Origin of the sequence: Spiroplasma endosymbiont of Polydrusus pterygomalis (assembly GCF_964030825.1) — a bacterium.
Classification (GTDB): Bacteria; Bacillota_I; Bacilli_A; order Mycoplasmatales; family VBWQ01; genus Spiroplasma_E.
The window spans coordinates 1,033,747-1,052,627 of sequence record NZ_OZ034964.1; the positions used below are offsets into that span (position 1 = coordinate 1,033,747).

The 18,881-nt window shown below is 23.7% G+C and carries 19 protein-coding genes; 1 reads left to right on the top strand and 18 read right to left on the bottom strand.

Features of this window, described 5'->3' with window-relative positions:
• Window positions 1–37: 37 nt before the first annotated feature.
• Window positions 38–790, bottom strand: a complete 753-nt coding sequence (locus tag ACQH25_RS05135) for a hypothetical protein (protein ID WP_425380971.1) — start codon at window positions 788–790, stop codon at window positions 38–40.
• Between the two features lie 539 nt (window positions 791–1,329).
• Here ACQH25_RS05135 and ACQH25_RS05140 point away from each other — a divergent pair.
• A complete protein-coding gene (locus tag ACQH25_RS05140) occupies window positions 1,330–1,608 on the top strand; it encodes a SemiSWEET family sugar transporter (RefSeq protein WP_425380972.1) in 279 nt (92 codons plus the stop codon).
• Window position 1,609: 1 nt separating this feature from the next.
• On the opposite strand, the gene ACQH25_RS05145 is transcribed toward ACQH25_RS05140, so the two are convergent.
• The 17 genes from ACQH25_RS05145 to ACQH25_RS05225 form a co-directional block, all read right to left on the bottom strand.
• Entirely contained in the window at window positions 1,610–2,383 is a 774-nt protein-coding gene (locus ACQH25_RS05145; protein WP_425380973.1) for an alpha/beta hydrolase-fold protein, read from the bottom strand.
• A 14-nt stretch (window positions 2,384–2,397) separates the two neighbouring features.
• On the bottom strand, window positions 2,398–3,141 hold the full coding sequence (locus ACQH25_RS05150; protein ID WP_425380974.1) for a hypothetical protein: 744 nt from the start codon (window positions 3,139–3,141) through the stop codon (window positions 2,398–2,400).
• Between the two features lie 541 nt (window positions 3,142–3,682).
• A complete protein-coding gene (locus tag ACQH25_RS05155; RefSeq protein ID WP_425380975.1) occupies window positions 3,683–3,838 on the bottom strand; it encodes a hypothetical protein in 156 nt (51 codons plus the stop codon).
• 424 nt (window positions 3,839–4,262) lie between these two features.
• A complete protein-coding gene (locus ACQH25_RS05160) occupies window positions 4,263–5,645 on the bottom strand; it encodes a hypothetical protein (protein ID WP_425380976.1) in 1,383 nt (460 codons plus the stop codon).
• Between the two features lie 158 nt (window positions 5,646–5,803).
• Window positions 5,804–6,208 (bottom strand): transcription antitermination factor NusB, encoded by a 405-nt coding sequence (gene nusB / locus ACQH25_RS05165; RefSeq protein WP_425380977.1) that lies wholly within the window; start codon window positions 6,206–6,208, stop codon window positions 5,804–5,806.
• Window positions 6,174–6,542 (bottom strand): hypothetical protein, encoded by a 369-nt coding sequence (locus ACQH25_RS05170; RefSeq protein ID WP_425380978.1) that lies wholly within the window; start codon window positions 6,540–6,542, stop codon window positions 6,174–6,176. The genes nusB and ACQH25_RS05170 overlap by 35 nt, the downstream gene beginning before the upstream one ends.
• Window positions 6,543–6,556: 14 nt before the next feature.
• Window positions 6,557–7,117, bottom strand: coding sequence for an elongation factor P (gene efp / locus ACQH25_RS05175; RefSeq protein ID WP_425380979.1), 561 nt, complete (start codon window positions 7,115–7,117; stop codon window positions 6,557–6,559).
• 2 nt (window positions 7,118–7,119) lie between these two features.
• Complete coding sequence (locus ACQH25_RS05180) at window positions 7,120–8,196, bottom strand: M24 family metallopeptidase (RefSeq protein WP_425380980.1); 1,077 nt, start codon at window positions 8,194–8,196, stop codon at window positions 7,120–7,122.
• An 87-nt stretch (window positions 8,197–8,283) separates the two neighbouring features.
• Window positions 8,284–8,433, bottom strand: a complete 150-nt coding sequence (gene rpmG, locus ACQH25_RS05185; RefSeq protein ID WP_425380981.1) for a 50S ribosomal protein L33 — start codon at window positions 8,431–8,433, stop codon at window positions 8,284–8,286.
• Window positions 8,434–8,629: 196 nt separating this feature from the next.
• On the bottom strand, window positions 8,630–9,457 hold the full coding sequence (locus tag ACQH25_RS05190) for a formate/nitrite transporter family protein (protein WP_425380982.1): 828 nt from the start codon (window positions 9,455–9,457) through the stop codon (window positions 8,630–8,632).
• Between the two features lie 30 nt (window positions 9,458–9,487).
• Window positions 9,488–10,435, bottom strand: a complete 948-nt coding sequence (locus ACQH25_RS05195; RefSeq protein ID WP_425380983.1) for an L-lactate dehydrogenase — start codon at window positions 10,433–10,435, stop codon at window positions 9,488–9,490.
• Between the two features lie 360 nt (window positions 10,436–10,795).
• Complete coding sequence (locus ACQH25_RS05200; protein WP_425380984.1) at window positions 10,796–11,230, bottom strand: hypothetical protein; 435 nt, start codon at window positions 11,228–11,230, stop codon at window positions 10,796–10,798.
• A gap of 399 nt (window positions 11,231–11,629) precedes the next feature.
• Entirely contained in the window at window positions 11,630–11,794 is a 165-nt protein-coding gene (locus ACQH25_RS05205) for a hypothetical protein (RefSeq protein WP_425380985.1), read from the bottom strand.
• A gap of 151 nt (window positions 11,795–11,945) precedes the next feature.
• Window positions 11,946–13,385, bottom strand: a complete 1,440-nt coding sequence (locus tag ACQH25_RS05210) for an NADP-dependent glyceraldehyde-3-phosphate dehydrogenase (protein ID WP_425380986.1) — start codon at window positions 13,383–13,385, stop codon at window positions 11,946–11,948.
• Window positions 13,386–13,658: 273 nt separating this feature from the next.
• Complete coding sequence (locus ACQH25_RS05215; RefSeq protein ID WP_425380987.1) at window positions 13,659–14,864, bottom strand: restriction endonuclease subunit S; 1,206 nt, start codon at window positions 14,862–14,864, stop codon at window positions 13,659–13,661.
• On the bottom strand, window positions 14,857–16,410 hold the full coding sequence (locus ACQH25_RS05220) for a type I restriction-modification system subunit M (RefSeq protein ID WP_425380988.1): 1,554 nt from the start codon (window positions 16,408–16,410) through the stop codon (window positions 14,857–14,859). The genes ACQH25_RS05215 and ACQH25_RS05220 overlap by 8 nt, the downstream gene beginning before the upstream one ends.
• 939 nt (window positions 16,411–17,349) lie before the next feature.
• Window positions 17,350–18,672 (bottom strand): hypothetical protein, encoded by a 1,323-nt coding sequence (locus ACQH25_RS05225; protein WP_425380989.1) that lies wholly within the window; start codon window positions 18,670–18,672, stop codon window positions 17,350–17,352.
• Window positions 18,673–18,881: the final 209 nt, after the last annotated feature.

Genomic DNA, 18,881 nt, shown 5'->3' on the forward strand with positions numbered 1-18,881 from the left:
TTTAATTTTTAATTTATCTTAGTGTTCATAATTAATTTTACATTTTTGGTGAGTTTGGTTTATAGTTATTTGTTAAAATTTGTTCTGGGAATGAATTTATAGTTTCTATTATATCTATTGGCTTTCAATTACTTTGTGCTTGAATTTTTTGAATTTCAGTAAAACAAAATACACAATTATCTAAAACTTGTTTTACTAAATTAAATTCTTTTTCTTTTCTTTGTAATGTTTTCATGTTATTGTTAATAACACTTTCATTATCATTTTTTTTACAATTTAACTTTAATAAATATTTTTCTCATCTTTTGTTTTCCTCTTTATATTTTTGAATTTTTTTATTTAGTTTCTTATTTTTATTATAAAAACCTAGTGTAAAAATTATAATTAAATTATTTTTTCATTTGCTAATTTTTTTATAATTTAATAATGTAATATTTTGATTATTTTTTGATATTATCTCATTTTTCTCTTCTATTAATTTAACTTTTATATATTTGTTTGTAAAAATTAAATTTTTATTTTTATTTTCAATATTATTAATTGGTGTTTTATAAATATTTTCTATTTGACTATATATATAATCGAGTAATCTAAGATTTTCTTTGATTTCAAAATTATTATCTTTTAAATTGAATAAAATTTTAGAAGCATTTTCTTTAATTTCATTTTTATTTTTAAATTCTTCTTTTATTATTGCTAATTGCTGATTTATTTTTATCTTTAATCCATTTATATTAATAAAATTGTTAACACAACCATTAAAAATATTTTCTTGGTTTTTATCTATCATTTTTTACATTCCTTTCAAAATATAATAAATCCATTTATTTGACAAAGCAAACAATGGATTAATATTTTATATAAATTTAATAAATTTATATAAAATATTATACAAAAAAATAAAAAAGTTCTTACATAAAAAGTAAAAAAAACTAAAGTTTTTAAGACTATATAAAATTAATGTTTAGGTTTATCTTCAAAATATTGTTAAATAAATCTTTATGATTTTTTATATTTATAATTTAAAAATTATTTAATTTACGATACAATTATCTAGTTACTGATGCCGATCGATCAAAATTTAGACCTAACTAGTTTTTTTATTTTCAATTTTCTTTATGTAAAAGAAAATTGAAAGTATTGAGTTGTAACCTATATTATTGGTTACAATTTTTATTTTTAAATATTAAATTTAACAATGATATTATTTCTATTTATTTTTCCACCTATATAGTAAAATATTAATTTTTTTTACTATCAACTTAATGATTAATAGCTTATAATAATATTTAGCATGTTAAAATTCAATAATATTTAGGAGTGAAAGATATGGAAATTGCAATTAATATTTTATCTTGAATGGGAGCAGTCTTAACTAGTATTGTTTTAATTCCTCAAAGCTATAAAATAATTCGTACCAGAGATACAAAATCATTATCACTATATATGTATATTCTTTTTGTCCTATCAGCAATAACATGAATTACTTTTGCAATCTTGGCTCATCAACCTGCCATTATTACCACTAACACTATTGTCTTATTTTTTGCATTTATTATTTTAACGCTAAAAATTACCAATATTTTTAAAAAAAAGGAAAAACCCTAATCTAATTACTTAGTAAAAAAGGATTTTCATTAATATATTTAATTCATCACTTAAAACCATGAGCACCATTTTCATCAATTACTAGATTACTAATAATTTTTCTATTAGTTAATATTTTTTGTAATTCAATAGTATTTTTTTCATAATTTGTTATTACTTTTCCCTCAAAAAATTTAGGTTCTTTTTTACCTACTCATAATTGCACTGTTAATGGTTGATTATTATTTAAAACTTTAGTTGTTAAATCATTAATAATCAGTGGATTAAATCAAATTGCTGGTGAAAATAACAACAATTTATTAAATTGTAACTTTGATAAATATAGCATTTGCAAACAAAAGTAGGCTGCTAATGAACAACCAATAGCATTCAAATTTTTAATTTGTAACTGGTAATTATTAATAACAAAGGGTAGCACTTCATTCGTAATAAATGCTAAGTAGTTTTTAGCATTGCCACCAAGAAAAGTAGTATTACTTTTACTTAATTCCGGAAAATATTTTGTCATCAATATTTTTACATCATCATTAGTATACGTTGCTAAATCATTAAAACGGATCATATTATTAGGACTATTAATACCAATAAAAATACAATTATTGTTATTTTCTAAAATATTATTACTATTTAGTAACATATCTTTACTATCAAAAACTAAATAAACTTCATAATTAATACTTCGATTAAAAGTAATAGGTAAAGCAATAATTATATCTTTCTTAATACTTAAAAATTTACTATTAATGTTGTTAATCATTACATGATAATTATTCATTTTTTACTCCTAACTTATTCATAATTTCCTAATAATGAATAATTCATTATTCTAATATAAAAATTAAAATTAGTTTGCTCTAATAACATAGTACAATTAACTAATTTATCTAAAATTAATAATTTATTAGTAAATAATATTTCATAAGAAAAAACAGCTTTTAAATTTAAATCAGTACTATCTTTTGCTAATAATGTTTTTCTTGTCTCTAAATCTAATAAGTAAAACAACATTAATAAACTACCAAATTGATAATTAATTTTGATATTTGCCTTATTTTTACTTAAACTAATAAAAATATTACCACTAATATGGATTAATCTCTTAATTAATAACAAATTTTCTTTTTTTAATTTAGAATTATTTGTTAAAAAATCAGGTACTACTACTTTTGACACATCATCAAATCAATCTTTGATTTGATCCTTACAACCAAGTAATAATAAAAGATTTTTAGTATTTTGATAATTATCTAATTGCTTTTCTTGACACTTAAAGGTAGGAATTAAAGCCGAAATAGTTAACATAAAATTAGCAACTAATCTTAAATGTTCTTTATAAGAAATTTTATTAAAATATAAATAAACACTTATTACTTTCATGAACATTAAATTTTTATTACTATTAAATAGTAAATTATAACAATTACGATAATCTTTTGCTTTTAAATATCCTAAGCGTTTTTTAATTTCACGTTTAAAAAAATAATTACTTTTTAAAAGCAAAAGATGGTTAACTATTCGATATTCAGGAATCATTTTTTACTTCCAATCTAATTATAAATTTTAATTTAATCTTAAAATAATTATAACATTGAAATAAATAAGTAAATAATACTTAAAAGAAAATATGAATTATTTTACTTTTTAATTAATTGATGACATTTTTGATAAAGTAGCACTTCACGATAACTTATCTTTTTTATGATTATTTTCATTATAATTAGTTACATCAATTCGAAAATAATCTCTATCATTCTCTTCGATAGAAAGCTTTAAACTATCTTTACTATTATTTGATTGTTTAGTTTCACTAGCAACAACACTATCTTCATTTTGTCTTTCGATAACTTCTTTACTAGAAAAGGATTACTTTCGTCAAGCTCTGCTACTACTTGTTTATCGATAATAGTAGTTAAAATTTGATTAATTTCTTTAAGATTATTAACATCAATTTTAATAAATATATTATCTTGTAAAGTTTTAATTTCTTCAAGATGATTTAACTTTAATTTTTTTAATCGTTGAATATTTTTTTCATTTTTCGCTATTTTTTTACTTAAATCTCTTATTTTGCTTTTTAATATTTTAATTTGCTTATTATTTTTTTGTTTTTATAATACTTAAAAATACCAAAAGTAATAATATTGAAACAAGTTATTTGTCAACTTTTTACTGCTTGTTGTTTTCTTAAATCAACAATATCTTTTTCAAGAATTTGCATTTGATTAGTCATTTTGTTACTTTCTTCTTCAAAAAAATAATTTCATCATCGAATTCTTTTTTTGTTCTCTTAAATTTTTATTTGTTTCTATTTCCCTATCATAAAATTCTTCATCTTTTAAAATATTGAAGTATATCTTTAAAACACTTAATTTTGGTACTTATTTCTATTATTTTGATATCAACTTCATATATATCTTGATTAAACTTACATATCTTTTAATCTAATTCTTCTTTAGTTTTACTTTTAAAAGAAACAATTTTTTTAGTTAACATATTTTGTTCCTTATATAGAAATTAAAAACCTATTTATTTTAAAATTAAGTAATGAACAAAAACTTATATTTAGTTTTATAACATTATTATACTGTTTTTGAAGATATCGTAAAAATAATAGACTATTTTAGTAGTCTATTATCTTATTTAAAAATAAAAAGTTAAATTTTATTTTGTTGATAAAATTTATTAGATTTATTAATACAATTAAATAATTCTACTAATTCATCACTATTTACTGATTTTTGTTCAAATACTGATTGCTCTACTTCACTATCATGGGGACTATCTTCTCTTTCTAATAAGATATTCTTTTGTTCAGACATGTTATCATCTTCCTCTGATTCAGAAATTACTTCAATGCCATCATCATCTTCCTCTATTATATTTGATAATTTGTTTTGAAAACTAAAAACACTATTTTTTCTTGAAAATAATTGTCAACTAGAATTAGATAGTTGTTTATTATCACTATTATCACTAAAAGTATTTTGAACTAATAATGAACAATCTACTGAATTATTTACTAAATTTTGATCTAAATCATTTATTGAAAGTGAATCTAAAAAACAACTACGTGAAAGAACTTCAATGCCATCATCATCATTTTCTTCTGGTTCTGGAATCACTTCAATGCCATCATCATCATTATGGTTTGATTTTTCACAAGTAACTGCTAGTGATTGTTTTAAACGACTATCTTTATCATTTTGTAATCTTGAATTAGTATTAGGAAGTTGTTGCTCATCATCACTATTATATCCTGAAGAATCTGACATTAATAAAGATGATGAATTAGTATGATCTATTGTTTTAAATTTTTGATGTTCTAAAATAGCATCCAATTTTTGCGAAATTTCTTGATAGATTTCAGTTTGAACATTAATAATTTGTTTTGTACTATCACTTAGCAAATTATTAAAAATATTAATTATTTTTGTTGCAACTTTTAATCTTTTATTTTTAAGTGCTGATTTAACTTTAGTATTTTCAGTTATTTTTATTTTTAACTCTTCTGATTTAATTTGCATTTCTCTAATTTGTTCATTAATTTTTTTATTTCTATGATATTTAAAAATACCAAAAGTAATAATATTGAAACAAGTTATTTTTCAACTCTTTTCTGCTTTTTGTTTTTCTAAAAGTTTAATTTTTTTTGTTAAATTTTTAATTTCACATTTTAAATCTTGTTGTGTTGTTAGTTCAGAAATTTGTCATGGTCAGAATGCTTGGATTTGTTCAGGTGTTAATGTTTCAATTTGTTGGGGTGTTAATGCTTCGATTTGTTGTGGTGTAAATGCTTCGATTTGTTCTGGTGTAAATGCTTCGATTTGTGCTGTTGTTAATGTTTGGATTTGTTCTGGTGTCAATCATGTAATTTGATCTGATCAAAAACTTTGGATTTGTTCTGCTGTCAATCATGAAATTTGTTGTGGTATAAACCATGAAATTTGTTGTGTTGTTAGTTCAGAAATTTGTCATGGTCAAAATATTTGGATTTGTTCTGGTGTTAATTTTTCAATTTGTTCTTTTGTTAATGCCATATTTACTTTCTCCTTTGAAAAACAAAAAACTCACTTGTTTTTAACAAAACAATGAGACAAAAACTTATATTAAGTTTATTAAAGTAAATTATACTTTATTTTTTAGTTTTGATAATTAATTTTGCTAAAAATAGCATTTATAAGCAAATTTAATTTAGTTATTTATTTATTTTATCTAAAACACCATTAATATACTTATAAGCATCATTTGGACAGTAAGCCTTAGTTATAATAATAGCTTCATTAATGACAATTTTTTTATCGGTTTTAGTATGAACAATTTCATATACTGCTAAAATTAAAATTGCTTGTTCAATTGGTTTTAAACTTTCAAAATCTCATCCTGGTTTTAAATTAGCATTAATTAAATTAATTAAATCATATTCATAATCAATTATTTTGTTTAATATTTCATATTGTTCATTAATTAAAGTTTTTCCTTCTTCTTCAAAAAGAAATTGTCTAAAAGCTTGCTGTGTTTGACCTGCAACGAAGTATTGATACAATACTTCCATCATTCCAATTCTTTTATGATGTTGCGTTATTTTTTTTTGTTCTAACATTATTAATTTCTACTTCCTTATTTCAAGCAATAAATACGATATGAACATTTAGTAAAAATAAATTTAAAACTGATTCAGTACGTTTCAAAATTAAATTATTAATTTTATCTTTTAAATTTACTAAATCTTCACTTGAATTTACAACTAATTTTATGCGGACAATAATATTATTATTAATAGCAGAACTATCATTTGTTTCTAACATTAAAACATCAACATCATTTAAATTTAATTGATAATTTTCATTAACTAATAACATATAAATAAATTTTTTAATAACTAATAAAGATAATTTTAATGTTCCAACTTTACTTTCTTCAATAAGAAGATCCATAATATTCACCTCTCTTAAGCACGAGTTTTATATTTTCCCTCATCAGTACTTACTATAATTTTATCACCATTATTAATAAACATTGGTACTTGTAATTGTAAACCAGTTTCTAAGATAGCTGTTTTTGTTGTATTAGAAACACTATTACCTTTTACACCAGGTGGAGTATTAACTACCGTTAAGGTAACTGATGGTGGTAAATCAATACCCAGTATTTCTAAATTTTTATAAACTCTTAATAATGCTTCATTACCAGGTACTAAAAATTTTTTTTCTCATACTAAACGTGATTGATCAATTCTAATTTCATTATAATCTTCATTGTCCATAAAAACTGAATACATACCATCATCATAACTATAAATTACTGGTCGTTTATCAATAATAGCTGGATAAACAGTCTTATCACCAGTAAAAGTAATAGTAATAATAGCTTGTGTTCTTAAATTTTTTGCTTTTACTTTAACATGAGCTTGACCACGACCACTTTTAGAATGTGCTGATTCAATAACTACTAAAATATTCTCATTATGTAAAAAAGTAATTCCTGGTTTAAAATCATTAACATTAATCATTTTTATTTTTCTCCTTTTCAAATGTCAACTTCACGAGCTGATTTTGTTAAAATTTGATAACCATCTTTGGTAACTAAAATATCATCTTCAATTCTGACACCACCTAAATTAGGAATGTAAATCCCTGGTTCAACAGTAATAACCATTCCTGGAACTAAAATAGTAGTTTCATTTTTAATAACTCAAGGTGCTTCATGAATTTCAATACCAAGACCATGACCCGTACCATGAGAAAAATATTGGTCATAACCTTTTTCTTTAATATAATCACGACAAATTTTATCAATTTCACCAATGGCAATACCAGGTTTAATCGCTTTAATCCCTGCCATTTGTGCTGCTTTAACTATTTCATGAATTGCAAGTAATTTCGGATCAACTTGCCCAATAGCAAAAGTTCTAGTCATATCTGAACAAAAACCTTGATATACACAACCAAAATCACAAGTAATTAATTCATTATTAGCAATTTTTTTATCACTGGCTTTACCATGAGGCATTGCTCCTCTGTTACCAGAAGCAACAATAGTATCAAATGATGCCTTAGTTGCACCATTTTTAGTAAATGAACGTAATATTACATCTTCAACATCTTTTTCACTAACTCCTGGGCGAATAAAATTTAAAACTTCCTTAAAAGCTAAATCACCAATCGCACATGCCTTGGCAATTCGCGCAACTTCGATTTCATCTTTAATCATTCGTAATGAGTTAACATAAATTGGAACAAATTCAATATTTTTTAGTTGTTGTTTTCAGGTTGCTAATTGCGCAATAGTAATATATTCTGCTTCAAAACCAATTTTTTTAATGTTTTGTGATGATAATAGCGTTTGTAATGAAAGAAAAACATTATTAAATTGTAGACATTTAACATTTCTAGTTTTTTCTATGCCTTCAGTAATATATCTACCATCTAATAATAGATTAGCAGCATTTTCACTAATTAATAAATAACCTAATGTTGAAAAAAAATCACTATATCAAAAACGATTTTCAGGAGAATAAAGAAGAATAGCGTCTATTTTATTTGTGGCTAATAACTGTTCAATAATTTCTTTTTTATTTAAATTTTTCATTTGTAATTCAATCCTTTTAATAATTTATTATTAATTAATAACTAATTATATTGTACTGCAGATTAAAGAAAAGAAATAAGGTTTTACTTATTTCTTTTCTTTATGTAGTGTATGTTGATTACAGCGAGAACAATGTTTTTTTGTTTCTAATTTTTCAGGTTTCGTTTTTTTATTACGATCAGCAATATAATTTTCTTCTTTGCAAACATCACATCTTAAAGTTATTCCATCACGCATTAGGCGCCTCCTTAATAATTGAGTTATATACAATACAATATTATTACATAATTAACTAGTTAGTTCAATTAAATAAGGGAATTATTTTCAGCAAATATGCAATTATAATAATATTTTTTTAAAACTGCTGCTAAAGAAAAAATAATAAAATCCATTACTTTAAAATTAAAGTAATGGATTAAGTTAAATATTATATTTATAATTCTATTTTTGGTAAATCTTTTCTAAACATTAAATAATACATACCAGGTAATAAAACAACACCACCGATAAAATTACCAATTAAAGTTGGTAATTGGATTTGATAACCAAATTGTAAAAAAACATTAAAGTCTCTATGAACTCCATAAATATTAAACAAAGGTTCTAATCCTCAAACATAAGCATTTGCTACGACATGGGAAAAGCCAGATAAAGCAAAGACCATAATTACTAAACTAATTAATAAAAATTTAGCAGTAGATGAACGAGTAGCATGTGAAATGTAAACACTTCCTGCTACTAAAAAGTTACATAAAATACCACTGAACAATGCTTTCCATCATGACAATGCTAATTTATGATCAAAAATACTAACAGCATTATCTAAAAAAGCTTTATTATCAAAAAAACCTGCTCATCATGTAAATAATGACAGAATAAAACAACCAACAAAGTTACCAATTAATACTACTAGTAAATTCATTAACATTGTTGTTAATTTAACTTGTTTTTTAATCAATGGCATAAATATCATGGAATTAGAAGTAAATAGTTCACCTCCCATAAAAACAATCATCGTAATTGCTAAAGTAAAAATAAAACCAAATGTTAAATTTTTAATACCATTATCCATTAATCCTCTACTACCAAAAATAGCACCAATATAAGCAATACCAATAAAGAGACCAGAGGCAATACCCATTAAGAAGGTTTTTAACAAGGGACTTTGTGCTTTTTTTAATGCATACTTATAAACAGCAATATAAGTTTCAATATTTGTTAATGTTTCTCCATAATTAATATTTTCTATGTTTGAACCCACAAAAATAAAACTCCTTTTCTTCTATTTTAATTAAATAGTAACAAAAGTTTTTTCTAAAGTATCTTTAACAATTGCACAAGATTTATCAAAAGCAATTTGTTCTTCTTTAGTTAATGGCAATTCTACTATTTTTTTTCAACCCTTTTCATTAAGTATTGTTGGCACGCCAATATAAAAACCACGATGACCATATTCACCTTGCAAATAAGCACCTGCTACTAAAATATTATTTTGTCCTTCAAGAATATTTCTTACTAATAATGCTAAAGCAACACCAATACCATAAAAAGTTGCACGCTTTAATTTAATAATTTTGTAAGCTCGTTGTGCTACCTCATCTCTTAATTGATTTAATTCTTCTTTTTTAATTCTACCTTCAGCAACTTGTTGATAAATATTTTTATTACCAACTGAAACTGAACTTCAAGGAATCATTGAAGAATCACCATGTTCACCAATTACATAAGCAGCAACTGATTTTGGATTAACCTCAATTTTTTCAGCAATTAGATGTTGTAAACGTAAACTATCTAAGATAGTACCTGTTCCTAATACTTTGTGATAATCAAATTGTGTAACTTTTTGATAAACAGCTGTCATAATATCTACTGGATTAGATGCAATAATTGTCACACCTTTAAATCCTGATTTTTTAACTTGTAAAGAAATATCTTTCATAATTTTGGCATTATCAATCACCATATTTAATCTTGTTTCACCATCTTTTTGTGGTCTGCCAGCAGTAATAACAATAATATCAGCATCTTTACAATCATTATAATTTCCAGATTTAATTGAAGTAAAAGGATGATCTAATCCTGCTTGACAATCAGCAAAATCAATGGCATTACCTTCAGCTATTGCTTCAAAAGCATCAATTAATACATATTCTTGTGCTAAACTTTGATTAATAGCACTATAAATAAAACTACTACCAACAGCACCACATCCAATCAGCACAATTTTTCGTTTTGACATATTTTCCTCCTCCATATTCTATAACTTGTATAATATACTTTTTATGCTCAGAACTATTTTTATTAAAATAATAAAGACAATATAATATGCAATATTATTTTATGCTTTTTTTATTAATATATGAATCTTATAATAAAAATAAAAATTCTAATCACCAAGTATAAAAATCTATTATGTTTTTATCTTACCACTATTTTTTATTTCACTTTAAATTTTCTTTTTTCTTTTTTAATAAACGTTATTGCTACCAAGAATGATAGTAAATTATAAAATTAATTATATTTTTTACATTTTTAAAATTTTTGCACCATGATTATAATTTAATATTAACTCACTTTGTAAATCAATAGTACAAATCTCTTATCAAGAAATAATTTCATTTCTCCTTACACTTGCTAGTTTATTATTTTCTTGTGCTACAAGTAGCTTTCAGTTTGTTGATATTGAAGAAAGTTGCTTTAAAAATTGTTTATCTGCTCTCATTAATTGATCCTTTGTTTTAATTAGCAAAACAATTTTTGGTTGTAATAACATACAAGCATAATTTCACGCTGTATTTCCTGAATTATCTTTATAATTAACATCAATTAATCAATTACTTATTAGAGAAAAGACTAAATTTAATCAATCATTTAAAACAGCAATATGTAATATTGAATAATTTTCTTCACCAAATATTAGGTTATTAATAAATTCTCTTTTTAACAATTGATATAAAGCTAAACCAAAAATTGGAAAATTGATATTTAAATTAATTTCATAATTTTGAAGTAGTGTAATAATTTTATTTTTCATTGCTGATGAATGATTTCAAACTGTTTCATTTGCTAGAATATTAATAATGTTATTGGTGATATCTTAACATCAAATAAATTCTTCATTCTTAAAGTCGTTAATTCTACTATTTTTGAAAATTGATTTTTACCAGCTATCATTAATGCTGTATTATCAACTTAATTAGCATAATTGATATCGGCACCTTTTACCAATAATGTTTTAACTACCATTTCTAGCAGCTACTAATAAAGGACTAAAACCAAATACTATTAACATAATTAGTATCAGCAGCACTGGCCACTAAATTTAACTATTGCTAAATCATCATTTTGCACAGTAAATATTAATAAAGCAGTATCATGATTGTAATTTTTATGATTAACAGCAGTAACCTTTTGTTAGTAATTTCCTAACTATTTAAACATGATTATTTATCATAGCAACTAGTAAAACACTATCACCAGTTCAATTTATATAATTAACATTAGCATATTTTTTGAAAATATTAACTACTCACAAATGACAATTTTCTGCACCATATATTAAAAGTCTATTTGATAATTTATTAAATAAATTTCACATATTTGCTCCGCCTAAAATAAAAATAACTTTTACTTTCATAATTACAAAATAAATAGATTTGAAAAGTTTGTAAAACTATTATTTTTATTTTTTTTGAGTCACATTAAATAATCTTTAATCTTGTTAAATTATAAAAAATAAATTTAAAATGCTAATTTTTTGTTTTTCAATTAATAATAATGCCCTTTGGCCTAGTAAAAGCAAGTAAAGATGAGCGAATACCTTGCACACCAAGACCTGAATCTTTAATACCAATGAAAGGAAAGTGATCAGGACCACGTTGTGATTGATCATTAATATTAATACTTCCAGCTTCTAATAAACTAGCAATAGTCATGGCACTATTAATATTTGTCGTGAAAATAGAAGCTTGTAATCCATATTGCGAATCATTGGCAATCTTAATTGCTTCTGACACTTGTTCAAAAATAATAATTGGTAACAATGGCGCAAAAGGTTCTTCTCATGCTAAATCCATTTTTGTTGTCACATCAATAATAATCGTTGGTCACATTAAATTTTCTTTAAATTTATTACCGATTAAACATTTAGCACCTTTATCTAAAGCATCTTTAATTAGTTTTTTAGCATTAACAATTGTTGGCTGATCAATAACAGGAGTAATATCACAATTATCTATTGGTAAACCAATAGATAATTTTTCAACTTTTGCTTTTAATATTGAAATTAATTTACTACTAATTGCTTTTTGTACTAATACTCTTTTAATCGCTGTACAACGCTGACCAGAATAACTAAAAGCACCTTTAATAATTTTTGTTGCAGTATCTTCAAGATCAGCATCATCAAGAACAATTGCTGGATCTTTGCCACCCAATTCCAAAATTAAATCTGCTTTTAAAGATTTCTGTGAAATATGATTACCAACAGTAGCACTACCAGTAAAAGAAATAACATTAATTACTTCATTTTCCACTAAACTATCACCAATAGCACTACCTTTACCACTGACAGCATTAAAAACACCATTAGGAAGCTTAGCTTCTTTCGCCAATTTAGCTAAATGCAATCCTGATAATGATCCTTGGGTTGCTGGTTTAAAAACAACGCTATTACCAGTAACAAGCGCTGGAAATATTTTTGAAACTGATAAGTTTACTGGATAATTGAAAGGTGAAATGGCAAGCACAATTCCTTTTGGTACATACTCAAAAATTCCCAATTTATTCATTATTCCTCAACTTTCACCAGTATAAGATTGTGGGTGAAGACGTAATGCCTCTTGTAAAGTATAGTCAATATATTCAATTGTCCGATCAATTTCACTACAAGCTGCTTTTGTAGCCTTAGCAATTTCATTAGTCATTAATTGTGCAATTATTAATTTGTCACGAATAATTAATTGTTTTCAAGAATTTAAAAAGGTAATTCTTTTTAAAATTGGCATTTGTTCTCAACTTTTTTGGGATTGTTTTGCTGCTGTATAAACTTTTTCAATTTCAACTTTAGTCAAGGCTGGCACCTCTCCTATTGTCTTATTAGTAGTAGGATTGATAATTGATATTCATTTCCCATTTTCATATAATTCACCATCAATTAGCGCTTGATATTTAATAATATTATTTGTCATATGCAATCTTCTCCTTATCATTAATGCTATAATTATAGCACTTGACTTCCAAACTAAAAGAAAGAAACTGAAAATGTTTTAATTCGTGATTGTGATGTCAGAAATTAATATTCTAACAAATTAATAATAAATTTTATAATGGTCTCTTTTAATTTTGTTAAAATAATTGATGGCATTTAATACCTTTACCATAATCAAATATAAACATTTGCAAAAACCACAAAACGATGTAAAATTCTTATTTGTATCTAAAAATCAAATAAAAACCATAAATTAAATAAACATATTATTTAAGTAATATTGTTTTTGTTTTACTAATAAACTTAACTGTTCTTTGACTAATTCAATTTTCCTATCAATAATACTAAAAAAATGTGCAATCTTAGTTTGTTCTTGTAAACTACAAGTAATATAAATTTGAATATTTTCTAAATCTTTATTAGAAATTTCTAAGAATGTTGTTCCAAATGAATTAGTAATTAATACATTTTTATTGTTATAAAGTCAATAATATAGGTATTTATGGTTTATTAATTTTCCTGTTCTAATGTTTTTTATTCCTTGACTAAATCAACATTTTTCTAAATTATTTATTGTAACTACACCAACAGGAGCTCTGCAAGTTAAAAGAATATCATTTTTGTTAGAAAAATTAAAATTTTTATCTGTAATAAAACGATCATATTTATTAAGCAGCATACTGTTATTTTTTGTAATAAAATTAGGAGTTATAAAAGGAATTTCATTTAATCATAATTTTTTATTTTTTGTTGAAGGTGTTGAACCACCTCAAATTGTTGCTATTGTTCTTAATTTTACTTTTTGAAAATTATTTTCATTAATAAACCCTCTAAATCTAATTTGGGGATAACTTTTTTCATTTGTAAACATATTATTTAAGTAATATTGTTTTTGTTTTGCTAATAAAGTTAATTGTTCTTTAACTAATTCTATTTTTTTATCAATAATGGTAAAAAAATCAGCAATTTTATTTTGTTCTTTGTAATTAAGTGAAACAAAAATCTCAATATTTTCAAAATAATTTTTATTAATCATAGGAAGTGTTTGTGTCAAAGAATAAGATTTTATTTTTTCAGTATTATATTGAAATAAATAATATACATATTCAACAACATCTTTTATTGAAGAAATGGAATTAATTTGTTGATTGAATGATGTTATAGTTGTTGTAATACCAATATTTCCAATTGTACCTATGCATGAAAATAAAATTGATTTTTCTTTTACTACAGGGTTTTTTTTACTTGCCATTAAAGAAATTTTCTTTTTGGAATTTGTTAAATATTTTTTTGTCATATCGGGAATAGTAATCCAAAGAACATCATTTAATCAATTTTTTTCATTTTTTGTAGAAGGTGTTTTACCAATTTTAATATTTCCTAATGCTTTTATTTGTTTTAAAACTCATTCACCATTAAATCCTTTAAATCTAATTTTGGGAAGCAGAGATTTATTCATTATTAATCACCAAATCTTTTAACATTAACTTAAATTCTTCATTTAATTTTTGCATTGCTTGTTCATTAGTAATTAATTTATCTTGCAATTCTTTAATATTAATTATTTCTTTTTCTACTGTATTATCAATATAACGAGCAATATTTAAGTTATAATCATTTGCTTTAATTATTTCAATCGCAACTAAATTAGAAAATTTAGCAATAGTTTTTCTGTTATTAAAAACATTAATAATTTTAATAATATTTTCATCAGTTAAAGTATTTTTATTTCCTTGCTTGGCAAATTCTTTCGAAGCATCAATAAAATAAATGGAACTATCAATTTTACATTTTTTCATCACTATAATACAAGTTGGAATTGATGTCCCATAAAACATATTAGCTGGTAAACTAATAATAGTATCAATTCAATTTTTTTCAATCATATATTTTCTAATAATTAATTCGGCATTACCTCTAAACAAAACTCTATGAGGAATAACAACGGCCATAACGCCATTAGCAGCTAATTTATAAATCATATTTTGAATAAAAGCAAAATCAGCTTTTGTTTTTGGTGCTAATTTGCCATAAGCACTAAATCTTTCATCACTTAAAAATTTTTGATTTGCCGTTCAATGAAAACTATATGGTGGATTGGCGACAATTACCTCAAATTCTTGTCCTTTAAAACCATCATCTTCTAGTGTGTCACCATGATAAATATCAAATTTATTATACTTTAAACCATGTAACATCATATTCATTCTTGCAATATTATATGAATTGGTTTTTAATTCTTGACCATATAAATGACCAATTTTTAATTCTTTATATACTCTTAATAGTAATGAACCAGAACCACATGTTGGATCATAAACCGTTTTAATTTCCGTTTTTCCTTGACTAACTAATTTAGCTAATAATTTAGAAACAGGTTGTGGTGTATAAAATTCACCTGCTGCTTTTACTGATTCAGAAGCAAATTTACTAATTAAATATTCATAGGCATCACCTAAAATATCAATTTCTGCGTCGTCAATTTCAAAATTAATTTCATTAATTTTTAACATTACTTTAGCAATGATGTTACTTTTCTCGGTTTCTGTTTTTCCCAATTTACTAGAATCTAAATCAACAGAATCAAATAAATTTTCGAATTCTTTTGCTGATGAATAACCAACTGTTGAATCAATTAATTTTTTAAATGCTTTTCTTAAGAAGAAGATATCAAATTTTCCACTATTAATTTTTTTAATTATTGCTTGTCATAAATATTCTGGTTCAATATAATATCCAACACTATCATTATCATATAAAACTTCTAAAAAATGATTGCGATATTTTTCATTAGTTAAAGCAGTGTAATAATCAATCCCTTCCATTGTTAAATCTTTTGCTATTATCGATTGAACATTATCTGATAAATAACGATAAAATATTAATCCTAAGATATACTCTTTATATTCGGATGGTTCCATTGTCCCCCGTAGCGTATTAGAAATATCTCATAATTTAGAAAATAATTGTTGTTGTTGGACATTTTGTTTTTCATGTGTTGTCATAATATCTTTTCCTAAGTTTCAAACTCACTAATTAAAGCAATGATATTTAATGCTAACTAGTTTTACCTTGTTAGTAATTTTACTGATAAATATTTAATTATTTTTACGATATAATTATATAATAAAAAACTAAATTTTTAGCAAGGCAATAATATTTTAATAAAACCTTAATATCTTAAAATTGTTAGCGAAAAAACGAGAAATACCATGTAGTATTAATTTAATTAGTTGATTAACCTGACAAATATCCTTTGACTTCGTTTATTTTTAGTATTCCAAGTTGACTATTTTTATTGTGAAACACTAACCCTAACCATGGCAGGTTAAAGATTTATCCCCAAACCATGATAACTCTTTTATAATTGTCTAAAAGAACTGCTTTTGTTGTGTCGTAGTGGTATATAGCCACCTCTATATTATTTATTGTCACTTGCTTGGTTTTACGACATTCCAAGTAGGAGAGTTCTAATTGGTTGTTTTTGCTGTTATTTTCTTAAACTAAGCAAGGTTAACGATAATTTTAATTTAATTAAAAAAGATAGAATTTTATTTCTATCTTTTTCTTAGTTTTTGGAAAATTATCCATCAACCGAATATTTTACGCGCTCAAATTTAGCTAAATCAAATTTACCACAAATGTAAATAATAGTTATCTCGATGAAGATGATATTGATTACAAAATAAAATGTTATTTTTTTAAAAATTATTTACAATTGTAATTATAAAATTTAGATTATATTCAAGTTATGGATAATTTTATATAAGTTAATTAATAAAAATATTAATATATTGAGCATAAAAAAATAATATTCCTACTACATACAATCACACATTAGTTAATAACTATAAAAATTCTAATTACAAAAAGTTATAAATAATAAAAATTTATTTAATATTGACTTTAAATATTTTATTTAACCATTAAAAATATGATAAAAATTATACTCATTTCATTTTTCTATTAATATCCAAATAATATTCAGCATCAATAAATGGTGCACCATCTCTAATTTCTAAATGTCATATAGTTGCTAAATCTCTTTTCAATAAAACAAAAACATCATCTTCTTCTGCTAAACTATATTCATAAAGGGCACCATCTCTAGCATCCATTTTGTCTCTTCCATTTCAGGTAGTCGCATATAAAATATTTTTATTTTCTTCATATATTAATGATATTACACCATCTCCATCTTTTATTCCTCACATTGGTTTAAACGCTTTTTCTCCTGCTAAACATTTATAAACATTACCATTACGTGCTTCTTTTCGACTATCACCAGTGAAAACTCCAGCATAAAGATTACCTTTATTATCAAAGGTTAAAGAAGAAACACATTTATTTAATCCTGGCATTATTCTAAAAGAATTTTGATTTGCTAAACATCGATAAACATTACCAAATCCATTTCCATTTTTAGTACCAATATAAATATTATCTTTTTCATCAACAACTATCGTTCAAACTTCACCCTCTGCTCCTAACATAGGTTTAAATTCTGATTCTCCTGCTAAACATCTAAAAATGGCACCTTTGTTATATAAAGATCTAGTACCTAAATAAGCATTACCTTTGCTATCAGTTGCAAAGGACCATGCTTCAGTAGGTATTTTTAAAATTGGTTGAGCATTTTGAATTTTTTCATTACTTCCACCTTTATTATTTTCTTGACATTCTTTTAATTGTTCTTCTAATTCTTTCTTTTCTTTGCTACATGCTTCTAATTTATTTTCTAATTCTTTCTTTTCTTTTTGACATTCTGTTAATTGTTTTTCTAGTTCATCTACTTTTTTACCTTTTTCTTGACATTCTATTAATTGTTTTTCTAACTCTTTTATTTTATCTTCTAATTTTTTCTTTTCTTCTTGACATTTTGTTAATTGTTTTTCTAATTCTTTTATTTTATCTTCTAATTTTTTCTTTTCTTCTTGACAATCTTTTAATTGATTTTCTAATTCTTGTCGTTTGTCTTGACATTCTGTTAATTGTTTTTCTAATTCTTCTGTTTCTTTGCCTTTTTGTTGACATTTTTTTAATTGGTCTTTTAATTCAGCAATTCTATCTTCTAATGCTTTAATTTTTTTTCCTTTATCTAATCCATCTTTTACTGATTTTGCATAAAGAGCACTTATTGCTTCTAATTCATCAGCTGTTGCTTGTAATTTTTTATTTAAATTTTCAATCCTGTCTTCACAATTAATATTATCAAAAGTTTCATCTTCATCTGCTGCTCTTGCTCCATTATTTTCTTCATAAATCATTTGTAAGTCCCCCTTTTTATTAAGGCTCTTTTGTATAATTTATTAATTGATGAGATTTATTAAAAAAATAACTTTATTTATTAAAATTAAAATATTAGTTAAATAATTAAACTGATTATTTATTAATAAGATAATAAAACAGTTACAACTTTTGTTATTGATATAACTAATATTAATGTCTAAATAAAATGATTCCATTACTTGATTAG